Origin of the sequence: Janibacter zhaoxuefangae, assembly GCF_050271985.1 — a bacterium.
Lineage (GTDB): Bacteria > Actinomycetota > Actinomycetes > Actinomycetales > Dermatophilaceae.
The window spans coordinates 2,542,706-2,565,440 of sequence record NZ_CP189849.1; the positions used below are offsets into that span (position 1 = coordinate 2,542,706).

A 22,735-nucleotide genomic window follows, 5' to 3' on the forward strand; every position below is an offset into this window, starting at 1 on the left:
GGCGCCGGAAGGTTCAGTCCCTCAGCGGAGGTGTACTTCGCCCCGCTGTGCCGCGAGGGCAATGTCGGTGCGGTGGTGCGAGCCCTCGAGCTCGATCGCGTCGACCGCGGCGTAGGCCCGCTGCCGGGCCTCCTTGAGCGAGGACCCTCGCGCGACGACGGACAGGACGCGCCCGCCGGCGGAGACGAGCAGGCCGTCGTCGTCGAGGGCCGTGCCCGCGTGCAGGACCCACGCCCCCGAGTCGGGCTCGATCGTGTCCGCGCCGACGATCGGGTCGCCCTTGCGCGGGTTCGCGGGGTAGCCCTCCGCGGCGACGACGACCGTCAGCGCGTGGTCGCGGCTCCAGCGCAGATCGGCCACGTCGGCGAGCGTGCCCGTGGCGGCCGCGTGCAGCAGTCCGGCCAACGGGGACTCGAGGCGGGCGAGCACGACCTGGGTCTCCGGGTCGCCGAAGCGCGCGTTGAACTCGATGACGCGCGGTCCGCGCGAGGTCAGGGCGAGCCCGACGTAGAGCACCCCGACGAAGGGGGTCCCCCGCGCCGCCATCTCGTCGACGACCGGCTGCGCGATCCGCCCGACGACGACCTCGGTGAGGTCCTCGGGAGCCCAGTCCAGCGGCGAGTACGCGCCCATGCCGCCGGTGTTCGGACCCTCGTCACCGTCGAAGACGCGCTTGAAGTCCTGGGCCGGCGCGAGCGGAACGACCGTGCGCCCGTCGCAGATGCAGAAGAGCGAGACCTCGGGACCGTCGAGGTACTCCTCGACGACGACCCGGCCGTCCTCCTTCGCCAGGCACTCCCTGGCATGGGCCAGGGCCGCCTCGGCGTCGTCCGTGACGACCACGCCCTTGCCGGCGGCGAGGCCGTCGTCCTTGATGACGAAGGGGGCCCCGAGCCCGTCCATCGCATCCTCGACCTGATCGAGGGTCGTGCACACGTGGGCGAGGCCGGTCGGGACGTCGGCGGCGGCCATGACCTCCTTCGCGAAGGCCTTGCTGCCCTCGAGGCGGGCGGCCTCGCGGGACGGCCCGAAGCACGCGATCCCCGCGTCGCGGACGGCGTCCGCGACCCCCGCCACGAGGGGCGCCTCGGGACCGACGACGACGAGGTCGACGTGGAGGGAGGTCGCGAGGTCGGCCACCGCGGCCCCATCGGTGGGGTCGGCCAGTGGCACACACAGCGCCACGGCATCCATCCCGGGGTTGCCGGGTGCCGCGACGACGGCTTCCACGGAGGGGTCGGCGGCGAGGCCGCGGACGAGGGCGTGCTCACGGGCACCGGTACCGATGACGAGGACCTTCACGCCGGACAGCCTACGGGGCCGGAAAAAGGTGGGGGCGCAGCGCTCCCGGCAGGCAGGGGGGGCATCCGCCGGGAACACTGCGCCCTCCTCACGCGGCGCACAGTGGGGGGGTACCGGCGCTCTGCGTGAGTGGTCGCCTCAGCAACCGAGTGAAAGTTTCACCAATCCCCGAGAGCATTGCAAGCCCACGCCTGTCAGGTCTCCGTCATTGTCGGAAACCCGTCGCCATGAGAGCCTGTCACCGTGGACAGTCCCGCACATTTCACGACCGTGACCGAGGATCTCTCCGAGGGCTACATCTCGAGCGTCTACCTCGCGACGATCAACGCGCCGGGCTCGACGATCGAGTCCCTCACCCGCAGCGGCGGCTTCGACGCCGAGCACCTGCCCGCGGCCCTGGCGGTCCTCGTCGGGCGCGGTCTCATCGCCCTCGACGCCGAGGGGGTGATCGAGGTCCACTCCCCCGACATCGCGCTGACCGCCTTCGCCGCCGAGATCGAGCGCAACGCGCAGCGCGCTCGCCTCAACGCCCGCCCGCTGACCGAGCTCTTCCGCCGGGCACGCACGGGCCTCGCCGGGGCGACCGACCCCGAGGCGCCCTCCCAGATCCGCGTGCTCGAGTCGCGCAGCGAGGTGACGGTGACCCTCGCCGCCGTCGCCGCCGAAGCCACCGAGACCGTCCACGCCTTCCGCGCGCTCTCCCCGCGCACCGAGGATCTCCTCGCCCACCCCGACGCACACCCGGCCGCGCTGCACGGCCCCGACGGACGCCGGGTGACCCACCGCGCCGTCTACGACGCCGAGGTGCTCGACGCCGCCGGCGCCCTCAACGCGTTGCGTACCCGGGCCGCATCGGGCGAACAGGTGCGGTTGGCCGCGGGGATCCCCTTCACCATGGTCGTCGCGGACGAGACCGCCGCCGTCATCGAGTTCATCAGCACCTCCGGCGAGGGGGAGGGTGCGCTGCTCGTGCGGTCCCCCCTCATCGTGCGCGCGCTGGCGCGCTTCCTCGAGCGGCGCTTCAACGAGTCCGCCGTCCTCCCGTCGGCCCGTGACACCACGGCCCGCGGCGAGTTCGGGACCCGCGATCAGCTGATCCTCTCGCTGCTCGCGCGCGGCGCCTCGGACACGACGATCACCCGCCAACTCGACGTCAGCCAGCGGACCGTGGAGCGGCGGATCCAGCACATCATGACGACACTGGGGTGCCAGTCCCGCTTCCAGACGGGGGTCGAGGCCGCCCGTCGCGGTCTCGTCTGAACCCGTCGCTAGAATCGTGCCTTCGCGCTGATCCGACGAGTGAGAGAGCCCGTGACCGCTCGAACCACCACCGAAGACGTCCCCGCATCCATTGCCGCCGAGATCGCGGTCGAGCAGGCGCATCTGGACCGCGTGCACGCCGAACTCCTCAAGGCCAGCGACCGGGCCGGCCTCGTCGCCATCGACGGCATGTCCCGCGGCCGGACCGACCGCACCGGCGACGTGCGCGACGAGGAGATGTCGGGCCTCTTCGAGCGTGACGCCCTCGTCTTCAACGCGGCCCGTCGCCTCGCCACCCTCGACTCGCAGTACGAGGGCCTCGTGTTCGGACGGCTCGACATCGACCATGGCAGCGAGATGGCCCCCGAGGACCGGGAGGCCCGCTACATCGGCCGACTCGGCGTGCGCGACGACGAGTACGAGCCGCTCGTCATCGACTGGCGCGCGCCGGCTGCGAGCCCCTTCTACCGTGCGACGCCCGTCGAGAACCTGGGCGTCATCCGGCGCCGGGTCCTGCGCTGCCGGGCCACGACCGTCGTCGGTGTCGAGGACGACCTCATGGTCCCCGAGGCGCCGGACGACATCGTCGTCGTCGGGGACGGCGCCCTGCTCGCGGCGCTGACCCGCAGCCGCGGCACCCAGATGCGCGACATCGTCGCGACGATCCAGCAGCACCAGGACGAGGCGATCCGCGCCGACCACCTCGGCGTCACCGAGATCACCGGTGGCCCCGGCACGGGGAAGACGGTCGTCGCGCTGCACCGCGCCGCCTACCTCCTCTACTCCAACCGGCGCCGCTACGAGTCCGGAGGCATCCTCGTCATCGGCCCGTCGTCGGCCTACACCGCGTACATCGAGCGCGTCCTGCCGTCCCTGGGCGAGGAGTCGGTGACGCTGCGCTCCCTCGGTGACGTCGTCGACTCGGTCACGACCTCCCGCCTGGATCAGCCCGAGGTGGCCGCGATCAAGGGGTCGCTGCGGATGCAGCGCGTCCTCGAGCGCCTGGCCGTCGAGGCCGTCCCGGAGGCCCCCACCGAGTTCCGCGCCTTCGTTGCCGGCACCGCCATCCGCATCGACGAGGCGCGGCTGGCCTCGATTCGACGCAGCGTGCTGTCCGGCACCCACCGCAACCAGGGGGCGAAGGCGGCCCGCAACATGCTCGCGGACGCGGCCTGGGCCCAGCACCGGGACGGGGAGAAGTCCGACTTCCTCGAGCACGTCGACGAGTCGCTCGCCGTCGACGACTTCATGGAGGCGTGGTGGCCGCAACTCGACCCCCGCCAGGTCCTGCTGTGGCTCGCCGACACCGACCTCGCCCGTCGCGTCGGCTCCGGCGTCCTGTCCGCCGACGAGTCGGCGGCGCTCGCCACGTCGATGCGTGACGCCCTCGAGGCCGGGACGTGGAGCGTGGCCGACGTGGCCCTGCTGGACGACCTGTCGGGACGTCTCGGGACGACCGAGGAGCCCGAGGACGAGGAGCGCGGCTTCTACGAGATCGAGGAGCTGGACGGCGACGACGAGCTGCGGGCCGCGGGCTACCGCGCGCCGGTGGAGCCCCGCTCCGAGGTCACCCCCACGCAAGCCCTCGACCGGATGCTGCGCGGGCGGATCGGACGCCCCGAGGAGTACGCACACGTGCTCGTCGACGAGGCGCAGGACCTCTCCCCCATGCAGTGGCGGATGATCGCGCGTCGCGGTCGCCGTGCCTCCTGGACCGTCGTCGGTGACGCGGCCCAGGCCTCGTGGGGCGACGCGGACGAGGCCCGCCGCGCCCGCGAGGAGGCCTACGGCCGACAGGAGCGACGCTCCTTCCACATGGACACGAACTACCGCAACGCCCGCGAGATCTTCGACTACGCGCGTGACGTCATCCTGCCGCTCGTCCCGGACGCCGACATCCCGCAGGCCGTCCGCGAGACCGGCGTGACCCCGCAGGACCTCATCGTCGACGGAGACCTCCGGTCTGCGGCCGAGTCCGCCGTGGCGGAACTGCTCGACGAGGTCGACGGCTCGGTCGCGGTCATCGTCCCCGAGCGGCACGCGGCCGCGCTCGCGGGCATCGACGGCATGGACGATCGGGTGAGCCTCATCGATCCGATGTCGACGAAGGGGCTGGAGTGGGACGCCTCGCTCGTCGTCGACCCCGACGCGATCATCGAGGAGTCACCCGGTGGGGTGCGCGTCCTCTATGTCGCGCTGACGCGCGCCGCTCACCGGATGACGGTCCTGCGGCCGGCCTGAGCGGTGACGACGCTCAGGCGTCGAGCAGCGGGAACCGCTCGATGATGGCCTCGCGACCGGGGCCGACCCCGATCGCGGAGATCCGGGCGCCGATGAGCTCCTCGAGCCGCAGCACGTAGGCCTGCGCGTTCTCCGGCAGGTCCTCGAAGGTGCGGCACTGGGAGATGTCCTCCCACCACCCGGGCATCTCTTCGTAGATCGGCTTCGCGTGGTGGAAGTCGCTCTGCGACACCGGCATCTCGTCGTGGCGGACCCCGTCGACGTCATAGGCCACGCAGATCGGGACCGTGTCCAGACCCGTGAGCACGTCGAGCTTGGTGACGACGAAGTCGGTGACGCCGTTGATCCGGTTCGCGTAGCGACCAACGACGGTGTCGACCCACCCGCAGCGCCGCGGGCGCCCGGTGGTGGTGCCGTATTCGGCTCCGGTCTTGCGCAGGAACTCCCCGCTGTCGTCGAAGAGCTCGGTCGGGAAGGGCCCCTCGCCAACACGGGTCGAGTACGCCTTGAGGATCGCGATGACCCGGGTGACGCGAGTCGGCGGGATGCCCGAGCCGGTGCACGCGCCGCCGGCCGTCGCGGACGACGAGGTGACGAAGGGGTAGGTGCCGTGGTCGACGTCGAGGAGCGTGGCCTGCCCGGCCTCCAGCAGCACGTTCTTGCCCGCGTCGAGGGCCTGCTCAAGGACGAGGGTCGTGTCGGCCACCATCGGCCGGAGCCGCTCCACGTAGGAGAGCAGCTCGGTGACGACCTCGTCGACCTCGATGGCGCGCCGGTTGTAGATCTTCGCGAGAACCTGGTTCTTGAAGGCGAGCGCGGCCTCGACCTTCTGCCGCAGGATGCCCTCGTCGAAGAGGTCCTGGATGCGGATCCCCGTGCGGTTCATCTTGTCGGCGTAGGTCGGGCCGATGCCGCGGCCGGTCGTCCCGATCTTGCGGGCGCCGAGGAAGCGCTCCGTGACCTTGTCGAGGGTCGTGTTGTACGGCGCGATCACGTGCGCGTTGGCGCTGACGACGAGCCGCGAGGTGTCCACGCCGCGGGCATTGAGGTCGTCGAGTTCGCGGAAGAGCACCTCGAGGTCGACGACGACACCGTTGCCGATGACGGGGGTGCACCCCGGCGTGAGGATCCCGGAGGGCAGCAGGTGCAGGGCGTACTTCTCACCGTCGATGACGATGGTGTGCCCGGCGTTGTTGCCACCGTTGAACTTCACGACGTAGTCGACGTCGGACCCCATCAGGTCCGTCGCCTTGCCCTTGCCCTCGTCGCCCCACTGGGCTCCGACCAGCACGATCGCCGGCATGGCGGGCCTCCTGTCCTCGGCATGGCGAAGGCCCCGTGAGCATCCCGCGGGACCTTCTCGAACGTCCGCCCAGCCTACCGGGGTGCCGCGGCTCCCCCGCGCCCGCCGCGGGCGGAAGCCGTCGGGACGAGGCCCTCGCGTTCCAGGGCCACGCCGAGTTGGAAGCGGGTGTGCACCCCGCGGGCGTCCATCAGCTGAGCCACGCGGCGCCGGACGGTGCGCAGACCGAGGCCAAGTTGGCGGGCGATCGCCTCGTCCTTGACGCCCAGCCCGAGGAGGGCGATGAGGCGGTCGTCCTGGTCGTCCATGTCGATCGGTGGCACGGCCGAGGACCAGGCGACGTCGAAGAGTTCCGCGAAGGCGCGGACCGCCAGGGGGTGACGGATGAGGACGTACGGCGGTTCGGCGCTGCCCCACTCGCTGACCGTCACGACGGCCTCGGTGCCGAAGACGGCGAAGTCCGTCAGGTCGGCCCGGGTGACCCGCTGCGACTCCCCCGCCGCCGCCCAGGCACCCATGTAGAGCCGACCGGTCTCGGTCTCGGGCAGGGTGTGGCGGTACAACCCCCGCTGGACGAGCCCTCGCGCGAGCCGCGCCCGCGCGGCGCGCACGGTCGCCTCGTCGAGGCCCACACCTTCGTCGACACTGACGATGGAGGTGCGGACGATGCCCGAGCGATCGACGAGCCGCTCAATGAGGGAGGCCGTCAGCGCCTCGGGGATGACCGTGACGTGACCGGCCATGGGCGCGTCGGGGGCGTCCTGCAACGCGGCCCGCAGGCGCAGCATCCAGTCACCGACCTCGGCGAGGTTGGCGCGGCGCTGCTCGATGACGCCCAGATCGCGTTCATGGAACGCTTCCAACCGGGACAGCGCCTCCTCCACCGGCTCGAAGGCGGCCGCGCTCTCGCTGCGGTCGCCAGCGAGGCGGTCCGCCGCGAGTTCGGGGAAGTCATTCGCCATGGTGGCAGGTTAGTGCCATCGGCATGATGGTGCCGAACTGTGCGTGTCGCCTGAGGCAGGATGTCCGGGTTGGCGCAACCGGTCAGGGGACAGGGCGCGCCGGCCAGCGCCGCTCGCAACCGCGGCGCCAGGGGGCAACGGTGCGGGGACCGAGCAGCAGCTCGGTCCCCGCACCGTTACTGTCCGACCCGGTGGCCGGTCGGGCGACTCACGCCCGGGCGACGCCCAGCGCCTCGCCCGCCTCCGGGGACGAGTCGTTGAGGAAGTGGGAGCACCGCTGCACCTCGTCGGTCTCGCCGATGGCGGCGGCCGCCTTCGTCAGTGCCGCGAGCGCCCGCAGGAAGCCACGGTTGGGCTCGTGCGACCACGGCACCGGGCCCTGGCCGCGCCAGCCCGACTTCCGCAGGGCGTCGAGCGAGCGGTGGTACCCGGTGCGAGCGAAGGCGTACGCCTCGATCGTCAACCCGTCCTCGAGGGCGTCCTCCGACAGCACGGCCCAGGCCAGCGCCGACGTGGGATACCGCGCCGCGACGTCCTGAGCTGCGACGCCCTGGTCGAGCTGGCGCGCCGCCGGGTCCTCCGGCAGCCGGGTCTCGGGGATGCCCAGCAGGTTGTCCGCCACGCTCAGGCCTTCGTGCCGGCGGAGCGCAGGTTCTCGCAGGCCTCGACGACGCGGGCGGCCATCCCGGCCTCCGCCTCCTTGCCCCAGGCGCGGGGGTCGTACTGCTTCTTGTTGCCGACCTCGCCGTCGATCTTGAGCACGCCGTCGTAGTTCTTGAGCATGTAGGCAGCGACCGGACGGGTGAACGCGTACTGCGTGTCCGTGTCGACGTTCATCTTCACGACGCCGAAGTCGACAGCCGCGGCGATCTCCTCCGCGGTCGAGCCGGAGCCGCCGTGGAAGACGAGGTCGAAGGGGCGCGCGTCGGCGCCGAGGCCGAGCTCCTGCGCGGCGGCGGCCTGCGCGGCCTGCAGGATCTCGGGACGGAGCTTGACGTTGCCCGGCTTGTAGACACCGTGGACGTTGCCGAAGGTCAGGGCGGTCAGGTAGCGGCCCTTCTCGCCGGCGCCGAGCGCCTTGATCGTGGCGATGGCGTCCTCGGGCGTCGTGTACAGCTGGTCGTTGATCTCGTTGTCGACACCGTCCTCCTCGCCACCCACGACACCGACCTCGATCTCGAGGATGACGTTCGCGGCCTTCGCCTGGGCCAGGAGCTCCTCGGCGATCTCGAGGTTCTCCTCCAGCGGCACGGCGGAGCCGTCCCACATGTGGGACTGGAAGTACGGCAGGCCGCCGTTCTTCACGCGCTCGGCCGACGCGGCGAGCAGCGGGCGGACGAACGCGTCCAGCTTGTCCTTCGGGCAGTGGTCGGTGTGCAGGGCGATGTTGACGTCGTACTTCGCGGCGATCACCTCGGCGTAGGCGGCGAAGGCGAGCGAGCCCGTGACCATGTCCTTGATCGTCGATCCGGACAGGTACTCGGCGCCGCCGGTCGAGACCTGGACGATGCCGTCGGAGCCGGCCTCGGCGAAGCCGCGGATGGCCGCGTGGAGCGTCTGCGACGAGGTCACGTTGATGGCCGGGTAGGCGAAGTTCCCCTCCTTCGCGCGGTCGAGCATGTCTGCGTACACCTCGGGGGTGGCGATGGGCATGGGAACTCTCCTTCGAGGGGCCTGCGCGGGTCGTGCGACGAGTCTTCCACGGGACACCGCCGACCTGCAGGCGACCCGAGCATTTGGACGGAGCCACGCCGGGCGACCTTCGTGACTGTGTGGTAGACCACAGCCGCTGTTAGGCTCCGCCCGCTCCGGGGGTATCTGAGTCCCGGGCCGGACACAAGGAGACCCATGTCGGACCAGACCTACCAGCTGATTGCTGTGGCGGTGTACTTCGCCCTCATGCTGGGCATCGGCTACTACGCCTACACACAGACCAAGAGCATCGACGGCTACATGCTCGCCGAGCGCGGCCTGCACCCCGCCGTCGCCGCGCTCTCCGCGAACGCCGCCGACATGTCGGGCTGGCTCCTGATGGGTCTGCCCGGTGCGATCTACGCGTCCGGCCTCATCGAGGCGTGGATCGCGATCGGCCTGACCATCGGAGCCTGGCTCAACTGGTACTTCGTCGCGCCGCGTCTGCGCGCCTACACCGAGATCGCCGGTGACTCGATCACCATCCCGAGCTTCTTCGAGCGCCGTCTGCGCGACAACTCGCACGTGCTGCGCATCGTCGCCGCCGTCGTCATCCTCGTGTTCTTCACGTTCTACGTGTCCTCGGGCATGGTCGCCGCCGGCAAGTTCTTCGAGAGCTCCTTCGGCTGGGAGTACCTCACCGGCATGCTCGTCGTCGCCGCCATCACGTTGCTCTACACGCTCTTCGGCGGCTTCCTCGGCGCGACGCTCACCGACGTCGCCCAGGGCCTGCTCATGTTCGCCGCGCTCCTCGCGGTGCCGATCGTCGCCCTCCTCAAGTTCGACTCCCTGAGCGAGATCGCCAGCGGCGCGAAGGCCGTCAACCCCGACGCCTTCAACCTCTTCGCCGGTGTCGGCGACGGCTTCGGCCCGTGGCTCCTGGCCATCATCTCGACGTCCGCGTGGGGTCTGGGCTACTTCGGCCAGCCGCACATCATCGTCCGCTTCATGGCCCTGCGCACGCCGCAGGAGGCGAAGGTCGGCCGCCGCGTGAGCACGTCGTGGATGATCGCCACCGCCCTCGGCGCCATCTCGACCGCCCTCATCGGCATCTACTACTTCGCCGGCACCCCGGAGAAGGCCATCGAGGACCCGGAGACGGTCTTCCTCCTGCTGAGCCAGATCCTCTTCCACCCGCTCGTCGCCGGCTTCGTCCTCGCGGCCGTCCTCGCCGCGATCATGTCGACGATGTCGAGCCAGCTCATCGTCTGCTCGAGCGCCCTCGTCGAGGACCTCGTCAACCTCACCGGCCGCAAGGCGTCGCAGAACGTGCTGCTCCAGCTCGGCCGTGGCGCCGTGCTCGTCGTTGCGATCGTCGGCCTGATCCTGGCCCTCGACCCCAACTCGGCCATCCTCGAGCTCGTGGCCTTCGCGTGGGCCGGCTTCGGTGCCGCCTTCGGCCCGATCGTTCTGCTGTCGCTCTACTGGCGCAAGCTCACCGCGCCCGGCGCCATCGCGGGCATGATCGCCGGAGCCGTGACGGTCTTCATCTGGGGCAACGTCGAGTCGCTCTCGAGCAACATGTACGAGATCGTCCCCGGCTTCCTCGTCTGCCTCTTCGTCGCCATCGGCGTCTCGCTGGCCAAGCCGGTCGTCGACCCGCAGATCGACGCCGAGTTCGACCGCATGGAGGCCGAGCTGCTCCCCGAGCGTCAGGCCGTCCTCGCGGACTGATCTGCCGCACGACCACCGAGAAGGACCCCGTCCCCGCGCTTGCGGGACGGGGTCCTTGCTCATGTCCGCCGTCAGGACACGTGCTGCCCGAAGGTGTGTCGCCTGACCCACGCGTGCATGGCGATCGCGGCCGCCGCGCCGGCATTCATCGACCGCGTCGACCCGAACTGCGTGATGTGCAGGATCGGCTCGCACGCCTCCCGCATCGCCGCGGTCAACCCCGGGCCCTCCTGGCCGAAGACGAGGACGCACTCGCGCGGCAGGTCGTAGGTCTCGAGTGCGATCGATCCAGGGACGTTGTCGATGCCGATGAGGGGGATCGGCCCGCCGTCCGGGCCCGCCGTGGCGGCCCAAGCCCGAAGGTCGCTCACGCTGGCGTGGTGGTGCTCGTGCTGGTAGCGGTCGGTCACCATCGCGCCGCGCCGGTTCCATCGGCGGCGGCCGACGACGTGGAAGGCCTTGGCTCCCAACGCGTTCGCCGTGCGAATGACCGAGCCGATGTTGAAGTCGTGCTCCCAGTTCTCGACCGCGACGTGGACGTCGTGCCGGGTGCGGTCGAGCTCGGCGACGACGGCCTCGAGCCGCCAGTAACGGAACCGGTCCTCGACGTTGCGGCGGTCGCCGTCCCGCAGCAGCTCCGGGTCCCAGTGCTCCCCGACCGGCCACTCGCCGGGCCACGGGCCGACGCCGACGGGCTGCGCCCCTTCGTCCTCGTTCACGTGCCGATCCCACCACACTCAGGCGTGACCCCTACCCTTGCTCTCGATCGCGTCCCGCCCGAGAGGAACCCATGCAAGGCATCGTCGACTGGATCCTCGAGATCATGGACGCCATCGGCGGCCCCGGCATCGCGCTGGCGATCTTCCTCGAGAACGTCTTCCCGCCGATCCCCAGCGAGGTCGTCCTGCCGCTCGCCGGCTTCACCGCCGGGCAGGGCCGCTACACCCTCGTCGAGGCGGTCCTGTGGGCCACGCTCGGCTCCGTGACCGGCGCACTCCTGCTCTACGGGTTCGGCGCGCTCGTCGGCATGGACCGGTTGCGCGCCGTCGCCCGTGCGATGCCGCTCGTCGACGTCGCCGACGTCGACAAGGCGGACGCCTGGTTCACCCGACACGGCGGCAAGGCCGTCTTCATCGGTCGCCTCATCCCGGGCGTCCGCAGCCTCATCTCCATCCCGGCGGGCGTCGACCGGATGCGCGTGAGCACCTTCGTGCTGCTGACCACGGTCGGCAGTCTCATCTGGAACACGGCACTCGTGACGGCCGGCTACGCCCTCGGGGACAACTGGGAGGCGGTGCAGGGCTACGTCGATCCGATCAGCAAGATCGTGCTGCTGCTCCTGCTGCTGGCCCTCGTCGGCTGGATCGTCATGCTCGTCCGGCGACGCCTCCGGCGCGGCGCCGAGGGCGACCCCGACGCGCGGCTCGACCGACGGTGAGCGAATCCCGCCCCTGACCCTCGGCAGCCTTGCCAACGACGGGCCCCACCCGAAGGTGGAGCCCGTCGTCACCGCGGGTCTTGCGTGCGGATCATGCCTGGGGCGGGGTCCCCTGCGGGGCTCCGGGCGCGCCCGGAGCCTCACCCGTGACGGTCGGCGGAAGGGGCTGGGTCGGCTGCACGCCCTGCGGCGGCTCCACACCCTGCGGCGCCGGCTGAGCCGGAGCGGCCGGGGCCGACTGCGGCGCCGAAGGGGCCGCGCCCGAGCCGGTGCCGAAGTCAACCTTCACCGGGTCACGCTGCTCACCCTCGGCCTCGAAGTACTCGGCGCGCTCGATGTTGGCGATGCCGGCGACGATGTTGCTCGGGACCGTCTCGACCTTCGTGTTGAGCTCGCGGACGTTCGCGTTGTAGTAGCGGCGGGCGCTGGCGATGCGGTCCTCGGTGGAGGTCAGCTCCTGCTGCAGGGCCATGAAGTTCTGGTTGGCCTTGAGGTCGGGGTAGGCCTCGGCGACCGCGAGCAGGCGACCGAGCGCCTGGGAGAGCATGCCCTCGGACTGTGCCTGCTGACCGGGGGTCTGGCCGGGCGCCATGGCCGCACCGCGAGCACGGATGACCTCCTCGAGCGTGCCGCGCTCGTGGGTCGCGTAGCCCTTGACCGTCTCGACGAGGTTGCCGATGAGGTCGTGACGACGCGTGAGCTCGACGTCGATCTGGCGCCAGGCCTCCTGGACGAGGTTGCGCAGCTTGATGAGCCCGTTGTAGGTCGTGATCGCCCAGAGGACGAACAACAACAGGATGACGCCGATGACGATCAGTGCGATGAGCATGGTGTGGACCCCCGTGGGTTGATGTCGGTGTTGCGATCCGTGACGCTGACGAGCCTAGGCGAGGCCGAGCTCGGCGAGCCCGAAGACGAAGCGGTAGTCGAGGCCTGCCTCGGCGAACTTCTCCCCCGCGCCGGTGGCGCGGTCGGCGATCGTGGCGATCCCGACCACCTCCGCACCGGCCTCCGTCGCGGCATTGGCGGCCTCGAGGGGGGAGGCGCCCGTCGTCGAGGTGTCCTCGACGATGAGCACGCGCCGACCGGCGATGGCCGGCCCCTCGATGCGCTGCTGGAGGCCGTGGGCCTTGCCCGACTTCCGGACGACGAAGGCGTCCAGGCGGCGGCCGGCGGCGGCGCTCGCGTGGAGCATGGACGTCGCGACCGGGTCGGCGCCGAGCGTCAGCCCGCCAACGGCGTCGAAGTCGAGGTCGGCGACGAGGTCGAGCATGACGCGGCCCACGAGCGGGGACGCCTCACCGTCGAGCGTGATCCGGCGCAGGTCGACGTAGTAGTCGGCCTCCTTGCCCGAGGAGAGTGTGACGCGGCCGTGGACGATGGCCTTGTCCTTGATGATCTCGAGCAGGCGAGCGCGGTCGGCGGTGGTGTCAGTCACGGCCGTCAGCCTAGCCGGGCGCGATGCCGTCAGCCGCGGCGCTTCTTCTTCTGCACGAGCCCACCCTTGCGGACGACGCCGCGGGGCAGGAGGCGCAGTGCCGTGGCGGCGGCCTTGTACTGCAGGCCCGGGACCGACACGGTGCGGCCGGCGGCGACGTCCTTGAGGCAGGTGGCGACGAGGTCTCGCTTGTCCAGCCAGGCGAAGTTCGGCAGCGTCATCCGCAGGCTGGCCCGCTCGTGGAACTCGGTGCGGGTGAAGCCGGGGCAGAGCGCCGTGACCTGCACGCCGTGCGGCTCGAGCTCGCTGGCGAGGCCCTCGGAGAAGACCGTGACGAAGGATTTCTCGGCCGAGTAGGTGCCCGCCGCCAGGAAGCCGGCCACGGACGAGACGTTGATGATCGAGCCGGTGCCACGCCCCTTCATCGCCCGCCCCGCGGCGTGGCTGAGGACGAGGACGGCCCGGCAGAGGACGTCGAAGAGCTGCTCCTCGACGGCGATCTCGTTCTGCAGGAACGACTTCCGCAGGCCGTAGCCGGCGTTGTTGACGAGGATGTCGACCGGTCGGGCGTCGTCGGCGAGGCGGTCCGCCACCCGTTGGAGCTGGGCTCGGTCGGACAGGTCGGCCGTGAGCACCTCGACGTCGACCTCGTGCTCGTCCTCGATCTCGGAGCGGACCAACTCAAGGCGCGCGGTGTCCCGGGCGACGAGGACGAGGTCGTGGCCCGCCGCGGCGAGCTGGTCCGCGAACTCGCGGCCGATGCCGGCCGTCGCGCCGGTGATGAGGGCTGTCGTCATGGCCACACCCTAGGACGCCGTCCCCGCGGGGGCCCCTAAGGTGTGGCCGTGCGCCTCGCAACCTGGAACGTCAACTCCATCCGCTCCCGTGTCGACCGCGTCGAGGCGTGGCTGCAGCGCAACGAGGTCGACGTCCTGGCGATGCAGGAGACGAAGTCGAAGGACGCCACCTTCCCCTTCGACCGGTTCCGGGACCTCGGCTACGAGGTCGCCCACCACGGCCTCAACCAGTGGAACGGTGTCGCCATCCTCTCCCGGGTCGGGCTCGACGACGTCCAGGTGGGTTTCCCCGACGCGCCGCAGTGGGGCGAGCCGGCGGTCGCCGAGGCCCGAGCCCTGGGCGCGACCTGCGGCGGCGTGCGCGTCTGGTCGCTCTACGTCCCCAACGGCCGCACCCTCGAGGACCCCCACCTGCCCTACAAGTTGTCCTGGCTGGAGGTCCTGCGGCGTCACGCGACCGAGTGGGCGGCCGACGGCACCCCCGTCGCCCTGTGCGGGGACTGGAACATCGCCCCGCAGGACGACGACGTGTGGGACATGGCCTACTTCGAGGGGCGCACGCACGTCTCCCCGGCCGAGCGGGCCGCCTTCCAGGCCTTCCTCGATGCCGGCTTCGTCGACGTCGTGCGGCCGCACACCCCGGGTCCGGGGGTCTACACCTACTGGGATTACCAGCGTCTTCGGTTCCCCAAGCGACAGGGCATGCGCATCGACTTCGTCCTCGGCTCGCCGAGCCTCGCCGAGCGCGTCGCCGGCGCGGCCATCGACCGCGAGGAGCGGAAGGGGACCGGCGCGAGCGACCACGCACCGGTCGTCGTGGAGGTGACGGCATGAACCGCACCCGGGACCTGGCCTCCTCCGTCACCGTCCTCGCCCCCGACGGGGCCATGGTCCACGCGCGCGAGTTCCCCTCGCGCAGCGGAGACCGCGACGCACCGACCCTCGTGCTGGCGCACGGGTGGACGCTCTCGCACGGCAGTTGGCTGCCCGTCATCGAGCGCCTCCAGGAGGCACACGACGTGCGGGTCGTCGCCTACGACCAGCCGGGACACGGCCGCTCGACCCTCGGCGCCCCGCGCCCCACGATCCGCGATCTCGGCCACGTGCTGGCTGCGGTCCTTGACCGCACCGTCGGTCGCGGCCCCGTCGTCCTCGGCGGGCACTCGATGGGTGGCATGACGATCATGGCCTTCGCGGGGCTCCACCCCGACCGGGTCGCCGACCAGGTCCGCGGCGTCGGCCTCGTCTCCACGGCGGCCATCGTCCGCGGCCACCTGAGCGTGCCGGGCCAGTCCCTCCTCATGGGGACACTGGCCGCCGTCCCGGGCCGCCTGCGCCCGCCGCCCGTGCCGGCGGCCGTCTTCGCCCGCACGATCTTCGGTCCCGGGGCCGACAAGGGGGGCGTGCGCGCCGCGACCCGCATCATGAACCGCACCCCTGCCCGGACGACGGGCCGCTTCTTCGCCGCCCTCGATGCTCATGACGAGCGGGAATCCCTCGCCGTGCTCGGGCAGGTGCCCACCGAGGTCCTCGTCGGCACCCGCGACATCCTCACACCGCGCCGCTGGGCGAAGGAGATCGCTGACGCGATCCCCGGCTCACGCCTGACCGAATTCGAGGGGCGCGGCCACATGCTCACGTACGAGGAGACGGACGCCGTCGCGGCGTCCTTGGGGCGCCTGTTGGGCTAGGGAAAGCCGCGTTTTTCTCGACTGCTGGTGAGCAGCGTCATCGCGCTGATCGCCGGAGCGGCCGTCTACGCGTGGGTGTCAGATCACGTCTGACGGTGCCGGGGGCACCGTCAGCGTCCACGACGAAGACCCAGCCCCATGAAGGAGGCCAGCGCACCGAGCGCGGCGGCGGTGGCTGCCCCGACGAAGACGGTCCGCACCTGGACGAGCGCCGCCCCGAGCAACGCCTGGCCGTCCGTCTGGTCGGGGAGTTCCGCCACGGCCCCGTAATAGGAGTGCAGGCCGATCGCGGTGAGCAGGGCGAGCCCGACAACCATCCCGATCATCCGGGAGACGACGACGAGGGCACTCGCGGTGCCGTGAGCGTCCGCGGGCGCGTCGGCCAGGGCGGCGGCGTTGACGGGCGCGAGGGCGAGCCCGACCCCGAGGCCGACGACCGCCAGGACGACGGCGGACGTGATCGTCGCGAGCGACCCCCGCTCCCACTGGGCCATGACGAGCAGCCCGACGGTGGTCAGGCACAGTCCGATCCCGGCCACGAGGCCGTCCCCCGCGAGGCGCAATGCCCACCCGCCGAGGAAGGCACCGACCGGCACGGCGATGAGGAACTTCAGCAGGACGAGAGCCGCCTCCACCTGCGACTCCGTCAGCGTCAGGCGCGCCATCAGGGGGACGTCGACGATGACGGCCACGAGCGCCACGCCCACGAGGAGGCTGACGACGAGGCTCCACCCCGTCCGGCCGCGGACCGTCCCGCGCGGCACGAGCGGTTCGGCGGCGGTCCGGTGCCGCCAGACGTAGAGCAGCGCCAGGGCCACACCGACCGGCAGCAGGGTGAACCCCAACGGGCCGACGACCTCCCGCTCCGGGTCCGAGGCGGCAAACGTCAACACGACACAACTGAGCACGCCCCCGAGCAGCAGTGCCCCCGGCACGTCGGCTCGGCGGAGCACCGGCACCCACGCCGGCGCCGTCAGGGCCGCCGCCGCCACGAGGGACAGGGCGGCGGCCAGCCCGATCGGGGTCAGCGCCCGTGAGGACGCCTCACCGAACGGCACGAAGGGGAGCCCGAGGGTCACGTCCGACGCAAGGGCGGCCGGGGCCGCCAGCGCCAGCCAGCCGAGACCCAGACCGGCCAGGGCCAGTCCCGAGGCGAGCGCCGTGCGGGCCGCGGGTCGCACGGGCCCGGGGCGGCCGGCAGGCCCCCTTCCCCGTCGTCGTCCGAGGATGACGAGCGCGCCGGCGAGGAGAAGACCGAGGACGACGTTGGCCACGAAGATCGCCCGCCACGACGAGACCGCGAGGATGGCGGCGCCGAGCAGGGGGCCGAGGACCGAGCCGAGCTCCTGGACGGCGCCGACCATGCCGAGCGGGGTGCCGCGTCGCTCCCGAGGCCAGAGGTCGGCGACGAGGGCGAGGGTGGCCGGCACGAGTCCACCACCGCCGATGCCCTGGATGACGCGGCCGCCGACGAGGACGCCGAGGTCCGTCGCCAGCGCCGTGATACCCGAACCGACGATGAAGACGAGCAGGCAGGCAAGCAGGATCCTCCCGCGCGGCACGAGGTCCGCGAGGCGGCCGATGAGGGGCAGGACCGCGATGTAACCGAGCAGGAACCCCGAGATGATCGGGGTCGCTCGTTGCAGGGCGTCGATGCCGATGCCGACCCCGGCCATCATGTCCGTCAGCGCGAGGACGACGACGTACGTGTCGGCCGCGGCGAGCGCGACGGCGGCGGAGGCGACGGCGAGCAGGACCCGGGGGTTGCCGGCGGCCGACGCCTCAGGGGCGGGCGATCGCAATGCTCTTGCCGTAGTCGCTGAAGACGACGGTGTAGGTGCCCTGGTCGCCGGCGAAGAACTCGCCCGACATCACGGCCTCGACGAGCTGTCCGCTCTCCTCGTCGATGGCATAGGTGACGTCGAAGGAGGTTGCGTCGTCACCGACGGACAGCAACCGCTGGATCCGCTCGGCGGGCACGACCCCGGTGTACGTGCGCAGCACCTGCCGGCCGACGCGCTTCTGCTCGCCCGCCTTCGCCTCGGTCGTCGCCGGCAGCAGCGAGGAGAGACCGTCCTTCGGGCTGAAGAGCGTCGAGGGGTTGGGCGCGCCGAGCGTCGCGAGGTCGACGGGGTTGTAGTCCTCGGTGAAGAACGTCATCCAGGCGTCGTCGCCGATGGTGATGAGGTCGACGGCCCCGGGGGTCCCGTCGAGGACCGCGGTGATCCTGCCCTTGAACTTCGGCGTCGTCGGGTCGATGAGTCCCGTCCCCTGCGCCGAGCTCACGCCGTCCTGCCCCTTCGGCAGCCCGGTGGAGGTCAGGTCGATGGTGACGGCTCCCGCCTCGTCGAAGGCCGCCTTCGCGTCGGCGAAGGCCTGCGCGGGGGTCGCCACCGCCGGGTCCGCGGCCGGGTCGTCGCCGCCGCTGCAGCCGGCGGCCAGGAGAGCTGCGGGCAGGACCAGGGTCACGAGCCGGAGGGTGGTGCGTCGTCGCATGCCCCAACCCTAGGGCGAAGGTCGCTCGCGCCCCGCTCGCGCCCCGGCGCGAGCCGGTCACGGCTCGGCGTCGGCCGGATCGCCCGCGAGGAGATCCGCGCGTCCCTCCGCGCGCATTTCGGGCATTTCGGTCCTACGGTGGCGAGGCAACCCACCCACCTTCGGAGGTTCAACGATGATCCGCACCCGCCGCACCCTCGGCGTCACCGCCCTGGCGCTCACCCTCGGCGCCCCCCTGGCCGTCACCACCGCGTCGGCCGCCCCGGCCGCCCCGACGACTCAGGCCGCCCCGGCCGCCCCGACGACTCAGGCCGCCCCGGCCGCGCCGGCGGTGCAGACCCCCTCGGTGGCGTCGGCCACGCAGGCCGACATCCTCGACCGGCTCAACGCCCTCCCCCGCGTCTCCGCGACGGAGAAGACCGCGCCGACGGGCTACCGCTTCTTCACGATCGACTACACGCAGGACGTCGATCACCGCGATCCGTCCAAGGGCACCTTCACGCAGCGACTGACCCTGCTGCACAAGGACGTCAGCCGGCCGATGGTGATGTACACCGGCGGCTACTACGTCTCGCAGAACCCCAATCGCAGCGAGCCCACCCGCATCGTCGACGGCAACCAGTTGAGCATGGAGTACCGGTTCTTCGACCCCTCCCGCCCGGCGCAGCCCGACTGGGAGGAGCAGCTGACGATCTGGCAGGCGGCCACCGACCAGCACGAGATCATCGAGACCTTCAAGGGCCTCTACGACCAGAACTGGCTGACGACCGGCGGCTCCAAGGGTGGGATGACCGCGACCTACCACCGCCGCTTCTACCCCGACGACGTCAGCGGCTCGATCCCCTACGTCGCCCCGAACGACGTGCGCGACCACCAGGACGTCTACAACGCCTTCCTCGACGAGGTCGGCGACGACCAGGCCTGCCGCGACACGCTCACCGGCCTCCAGCGCCGCGCCCTCGGCGCCGACCGGCAGTGGTTCCTCGACCGCGCGGCCGCCGACTCGGCGGCCAACGGCTACACCTACGACATCGTCGGCGACCTCGAGAAGGCGGTCGAGTCCGGCGTCGTCGACGCCTACTTCGCCTTCTGGCAGTACTCGAAGCAGTCCGACTGCGCGACGCTGCCCGACCCGCGGACGGCGAGCAACGAGACCGTCTACGGATGGTTCGAGCAGGTCTCGCCGCTGACCGTCTACGCGGACCAGAGCACCGGTTACTACACGCCCTACTACTTCCAGGCGGCCTACCAGCTCGGCTCGCCCGAGCCATACGAGAACCGGATCGGCGACCTGCTGACGTACCCCGGCGCCGACGTCGCGATGACCTTCGTCCCGGACGCGGTCAAGCCGAGCACCTTCGACCGCGCGGCCATGCCCGACGTCGACAAGTGGGTCCGCAAGGAGTCCGAGCGGATGCTCTACGTCTACGGCGCCAACGACCCGTGGAGCGCCGAGGACTTCGACTGCGGCCCGCAGGGCGCGGCCCGCGACTGCCACCGCTACTACGTCGCGGGCGGCAACCACGGCAGCAACATCGCCCAGCTGCCCGAGGCCGAGCGGACGAAGGCGACCGAACTCGTCCTCGAGTGGGCCGGGCTCGGCGCGAACGACCCCGCCGTGACCCGCGTCGCGAAGAACGGCAAGCCCGCGTGGAACGCCGCGCTCGACAAGAACCCCGTGCTCCTCGAGCGGGCGCAGCAGCTGAAGCACTGACCCGGGCATGAGGAGTGCCCGGTCGCCGAGGTGGCGGCCGGGCACTTCCCGTGTCGTGCAGGCGGGTCAGGACAGCGTGAGCGTGTCCGCCTCGGGGTCACGATCCACCGTGACGGTCTGGCCGTCGCGCACCGCGCCCGACAGCAGCGCGGTGGCCAGGCGGTCGCCGATCTCCTTCTGCACGAGGCGCCGCAGCGGGCGGGCGCCGTACGCCGGATCGAAGCCGGTGAGGGCCAGCCATTCCTTCGCGGCCGGGGTGACCTCCAGGGTGATCCGCCGGCCCGCCAGTCGGGTCGACAGCGCCCGGACCTGGAGGTCGACGATGGAGGCGAGCTCCTCGGTCGAGAGTGGGTCGAAGATGACGACCTCGTCGAGGCGGTTGAGGAATTCCGGCTTGAACGACTGGCGCACCGTCGCCATGACGGCGTCACGCTTCGCGTCCGGCTCGAGGCTCGGGTCGATGAGGTACTGGCTGCCGAGGTTGGAGGTCATCACGAGAATGACGTTGCGGAAGTCGACCGTCCGTCCCTGACCGTCCGTCAGGCGCCCGTCGTCGAGCACCTGCAGGAGGATGTCGAAGGTCTCCGGGTGGGCCTTCTCGACCTCGTCGAGCAGGACGACCGAGTACGGACGCCGGCGCACCGCCTCGGTGAGCTGGCCCCCTTCCTCGTGACCGACGTAGCCGGGAGGCGCCCCGATGAGGCGCGCGACGGCGTGCCGCTCGGAGTACTCCGACATGTCGATCCGGACCATGGCCCGCTCGTCGTCGAAGAGGAAGTCGGCGAGCGACTTCGCCAGCTCCGTCTTGCCGACGCCGGTCGGACCGAGGAAGAGGAACGACCCGGTCGGCCGGTCGGGGTCGGCGATGCCGGCCCGGCTGCGCCGCACGGCGTCCGACACCGCGCGCACGGCCGCGCTCTGACCGATGAGCCGGGAGCCGAGGATCGACTCCATCGACAGGAGCTTCTCCGTCTCGCCCTGCAGCAGGCGCCCCGCGGGGATGCCCGTCCAGGCCGCGATGACCTCGGCGATGTCGTCCGCCCCGACCCGTTCCTTGACCATCGGGTCCTCGACGCCGCCGGCGCGCTCGGCCGCCTCGGCCGCGTCGACCTCGCGCTGCAACTCCGGGATCTCGCCGTAGAGCAGCCGCGAGGCCCCCTCGTAGTCCCCTTCGCGCTGAAGGCGGTCCGCCTGGGTGCGCAGGTCATCGAGGCGAGCCTTGAGGTCACCGACCTGGTTGAGGCCCGCCTTCTCGCTCTCCCAGCGGGCGGTCAGGCCGGCGAGCTCTTCGCTCTTTTCCGCGAGGTCGGCACGCAGCCGCTCGAGGCGCTCCCGCGAGGCGTCGTCGGACTCCTTCGTCAGGTGCAGCTCCTCCATCCGGAGGCGGTCGACGGCGCGGCGGAGCTCGTCGATCTCGACGGGGCTCGAGTCGATCTCCATGCGCAGGCGGGAGGCCGCCTCGTCGACGAGGTCGATCGCCTTGTCCGGCAGTCGGCGCCCGGGGATGTAGCGGTCCGAGAGCGTCGCGGCCGCGACGAGGGCGCTGTCCTCGATGGCGACCTTGTGGTGGGCCTCGTAGCGCTCCTTGAGCCCGCGGAGGATGGCGATGCTGTCCTCGACGCTCGGCTCGCCGACGAGGACCTGCTGGAAGCGGCGCTCGAGGGCGGCGTCCTTCTCGATGTGCTGGCGGTACTCGTCGAGCGTCGTCGCGCCGACGAGGCGGAGCTCGCCGCGGGCCAGGAGCGGCTTGAGCATGTTGCCCGCGTCCATGGCGCCCTCCCCGGTGGCGCCGGCGCCGACGACGGTGTGCAACTCGTCGATGAAGGTGACGACCTGACCGTTGCTCGCGCGGATCTCCTCGAGGACGGCCTTGAGGCGCTCCTCGAACTCGCCGCGGTACTTCGCGCCGGCGACCATGGCGCCGAGGTCGAGGCTGATGAGGCGCTTGTCGCGCAGGGACTCGGGCACGTCGCCGTCGACGATGCGCTGCGCGAGGCCCTCGACGACGGCCGTCTTGCCGACGCCGGGCTCGCCGATGAGGACGGGGTTGTTCTTCGTGCGGCGCGAGAGCACCTGGATGACGCGACGGATCTCGCCGTCCCGGCCGATGACCGGGTCGAGCTTGCCGTCGCGGGCGGCCTGGGTGAGGTCGGTGCCGTACTGCTCGAGCGCCTCCCCGCCCTCGGCGGGCGTCTCGGAGGTGACCTTGCGGCCGGCCCGCAGCTCGTCGAGCTTGGCCTCGAGGTCGCGCGCCCCGCGCTGCTCGACGGCGGCGAGGTGGCCCCGCTCGGCGAGGGCGAGCAGGAGGACGTCGAAGGCGAGGAAGGTGTCGCCCTTGGCCTTCATGAGGGTGTCGGCCTGCTGCAGCACGGCCAGGGCGTCACGCCCGAAGGTGGGCGGCTGGGTCGACCCGCTCGTGCGCGGCAGGGCCGCGACGGCCTTGTCGGCGACGGCGAGGACGTGGGCGGCGCCGGTGCCGGCGGCCTGCAGCAGGGCGTCGGCCTGGGGCGTGTCGATCTGCAGCAGGGTGCTCACGAGGTGCGCGGGGGTGATCTCGGCGTGCCCCTCGGTCTGCGCGGACCGCTGGGCGAGGGCGATGGCCTCGGCGACCTTCGTCGTCGGCTTGAGCTCCATGGACTCTCCTGGTGGCAGTGGGTGACTGACTCCCTCATGCCAACCTCGAAAGAGTTGAGTGTATTCCGCTCAACTTCTGCGATGCTCGCCCAG

The 22,735-nt window shown here is 71.5% G+C and carries 19 protein-coding genes; 7 read left to right on the plus strand and 12 right to left on the minus strand.

The window, feature by feature from the left end:
- Nucleotides 1–21: 21 nt before the first annotated feature.
- Complete coding sequence (gene purD, locus ACQBAS_RS11965; protein WP_427384034.1) at nucleotides 22–1,302, minus strand: phosphoribosylamine--glycine ligase; 1,281 nt, start codon at nucleotides 1,300–1,302, stop codon at nucleotides 22–24.
- 270 nt (nucleotides 1,303–1,572) lie between these two features.
- Here purD and ACQBAS_RS11970 point away from each other — a divergent pair, with 270 nt between their 5' ends.
- Both ACQBAS_RS11970 and ACQBAS_RS11975 read left to right on the plus strand, forming a co-directional pair.
- A complete protein-coding gene (locus ACQBAS_RS11970; RefSeq protein WP_427384035.1) occupies nucleotides 1,573–2,562 on the plus strand; it encodes a LuxR C-terminal-related transcriptional regulator in 990 nt (329 codons plus the stop codon).
- 51 nt (nucleotides 2,563–2,613) lie between these two features.
- The gene (locus tag ACQBAS_RS11975; protein ID WP_427384036.1) at nucleotides 2,614–4,803 is read left to right on the plus strand and encodes a HelD family protein; all 2,190 of its coding nucleotides are present in this window, start codon (nucleotides 2,614–2,616) and stop codon (nucleotides 4,801–4,803) included.
- 13 nt (nucleotides 4,804–4,816) lie between these two features.
- Here the strand turns inward: ACQBAS_RS11975 and ACQBAS_RS11980 are convergent, their stop codons facing one another.
- From ACQBAS_RS11980 to fbaA, 4 genes are all read right to left on the minus strand, one after another.
- Complete coding sequence (locus tag ACQBAS_RS11980) at nucleotides 4,817–6,106, minus strand: adenylosuccinate synthase (protein ID WP_427384037.1); 1,290 nt, start codon at nucleotides 6,104–6,106, stop codon at nucleotides 4,817–4,819.
- 74 nt (nucleotides 6,107–6,180) lie between these two features.
- Nucleotides 6,181–7,068, minus strand: coding sequence for a hypothetical protein (locus tag ACQBAS_RS11985; protein ID WP_427384039.1), 888 nt, complete (start codon nucleotides 7,066–7,068; stop codon nucleotides 6,181–6,183).
- Between the two features lie 208 nt (nucleotides 7,069–7,276).
- A complete protein-coding gene (locus tag ACQBAS_RS11990; protein WP_427384040.1) occupies nucleotides 7,277–7,690 on the minus strand; it encodes a DUF3151 domain-containing protein in 414 nt (137 codons plus the stop codon).
- Between the two features lie 2 nt (nucleotides 7,691–7,692).
- Nucleotides 7,693–8,721, minus strand: coding sequence for a class II fructose-bisphosphate aldolase (gene fbaA / locus ACQBAS_RS11995; RefSeq protein ID WP_427384041.1), 1,029 nt, complete (start codon nucleotides 8,719–8,721; stop codon nucleotides 7,693–7,695).
- 195 nt (nucleotides 8,722–8,916) lie between these two features.
- Here fbaA and putP point away from each other — a divergent pair, with 195 nt between their 5' ends.
- Nucleotides 8,917–10,434: a sodium/proline symporter PutP gene (gene putP, locus ACQBAS_RS12000; protein ID WP_427384042.1), complete on the plus strand. Its 1,518-nt coding sequence runs from the start codon at nucleotides 8,917–8,919 to the stop codon at nucleotides 10,432–10,434.
- Between the two features lie 71 nt (nucleotides 10,435–10,505).
- On the opposite strand, the gene ACQBAS_RS12005 is transcribed toward putP, so the two are convergent.
- Complete coding sequence (locus ACQBAS_RS12005) at nucleotides 10,506–11,153, minus strand: TrmH family RNA methyltransferase (protein ID WP_427384043.1); 648 nt, start codon at nucleotides 11,151–11,153, stop codon at nucleotides 10,506–10,508.
- A gap of 71 nt (nucleotides 11,154–11,224) precedes the next feature.
- Between ACQBAS_RS12005 and ACQBAS_RS12010 the strand changes: the two genes are divergently transcribed.
- The gene (locus ACQBAS_RS12010) at nucleotides 11,225–11,872 is read left to right on the plus strand and encodes a DedA family protein (RefSeq protein WP_427384045.1); all 648 of its coding nucleotides are present in this window, start codon (nucleotides 11,225–11,227) and stop codon (nucleotides 11,870–11,872) included.
- A 91-nt stretch (nucleotides 11,873–11,963) separates the two neighbouring features.
- Here ACQBAS_RS12010 and ACQBAS_RS12015 read toward each other — a convergent pair whose 3' ends face one another.
- Genes ACQBAS_RS12015 through ACQBAS_RS12025 form a run of 3 tightly spaced genes read right to left on the minus strand, consistent with a single transcriptional unit; the run spans nucleotide 11,964 to nucleotide 14,107 of the window.
- The gene (locus ACQBAS_RS12015) at nucleotides 11,964–12,701 is read right to left on the minus strand and encodes a LemA family protein (protein ID WP_427384046.1); all 738 of its coding nucleotides are present in this window, start codon (nucleotides 12,699–12,701) and stop codon (nucleotides 11,964–11,966) included.
- A gap of 54 nt (nucleotides 12,702–12,755) precedes the next feature.
- Entirely contained in the window at nucleotides 12,756–13,310 is a 555-nt protein-coding gene (pyrE, locus tag ACQBAS_RS12020) for an orotate phosphoribosyltransferase (protein WP_427384047.1), read from the minus strand.
- Between the two features lie 29 nt (nucleotides 13,311–13,339).
- A complete protein-coding gene (locus tag ACQBAS_RS12025) occupies nucleotides 13,340–14,107 on the minus strand; it encodes an SDR family NAD(P)-dependent oxidoreductase (protein ID WP_427384048.1) in 768 nt (255 codons plus the stop codon).
- A 48-nt stretch (nucleotides 14,108–14,155) separates the two neighbouring features.
- On the opposite strand from ACQBAS_RS12025, the gene ACQBAS_RS12030 reads away from it, so the two are divergent.
- Entirely contained in the window at nucleotides 14,156–14,941 is a 786-nt protein-coding gene (locus ACQBAS_RS12030) for an exodeoxyribonuclease III (RefSeq protein ID WP_427384049.1), read from the plus strand.
- Nucleotides 14,938–15,798 (plus strand): alpha/beta fold hydrolase, encoded by an 861-nt coding sequence (locus tag ACQBAS_RS12035; RefSeq protein WP_427384051.1) that lies wholly within the window; start codon nucleotides 14,938–14,940, stop codon nucleotides 15,796–15,798. The genes ACQBAS_RS12030 and ACQBAS_RS12035 overlap by 4 nt, the downstream gene beginning before the upstream one ends.
- A 110-nt stretch (nucleotides 15,799–15,908) precedes the next feature.
- On the opposite strand, the gene ACQBAS_RS12040 is transcribed toward ACQBAS_RS12035, so the two are convergent.
- Together ACQBAS_RS12040 and ACQBAS_RS12045 are read right to left on the minus strand one after the other, a co-directional pair.
- The gene (locus ACQBAS_RS12040; protein ID WP_427384052.1) at nucleotides 15,909–17,600 is read right to left on the minus strand and encodes an MFS transporter; all 1,692 of its coding nucleotides are present in this window, start codon (nucleotides 17,598–17,600) and stop codon (nucleotides 15,909–15,911) included.
- On the minus strand, nucleotides 17,581–18,294 hold the full coding sequence (locus ACQBAS_RS12045; RefSeq protein ID WP_427384053.1) for an LppX_LprAFG lipoprotein: 714 nt from the start codon (nucleotides 18,292–18,294) through the stop codon (nucleotides 17,581–17,583). Before ACQBAS_RS12045 ends, ACQBAS_RS12040 begins: the two co-directional genes overlap by 20 nt.
- 175 nt (nucleotides 18,295–18,469) lie before the next feature.
- Here ACQBAS_RS12045 and ACQBAS_RS12050 point away from each other — a divergent pair, with 175 nt between their 5' ends.
- A complete protein-coding gene (locus tag ACQBAS_RS12050; RefSeq protein WP_427384054.1) occupies nucleotides 18,470–20,008 on the plus strand; it encodes a S28 family serine protease in 1,539 nt (512 codons plus the stop codon).
- Nucleotides 20,009–20,074: 66 nt separating this feature from the next.
- On the opposite strand, the gene clpB is transcribed toward ACQBAS_RS12050, so the two are convergent.
- A complete protein-coding gene (clpB, locus tag ACQBAS_RS12055; protein ID WP_427384055.1) occupies nucleotides 20,075–22,642 on the minus strand; it encodes an ATP-dependent chaperone ClpB in 2,568 nt (855 codons plus the stop codon).
- Between the last annotated feature and the right edge of the window lie 93 nt (nucleotides 22,643–22,735).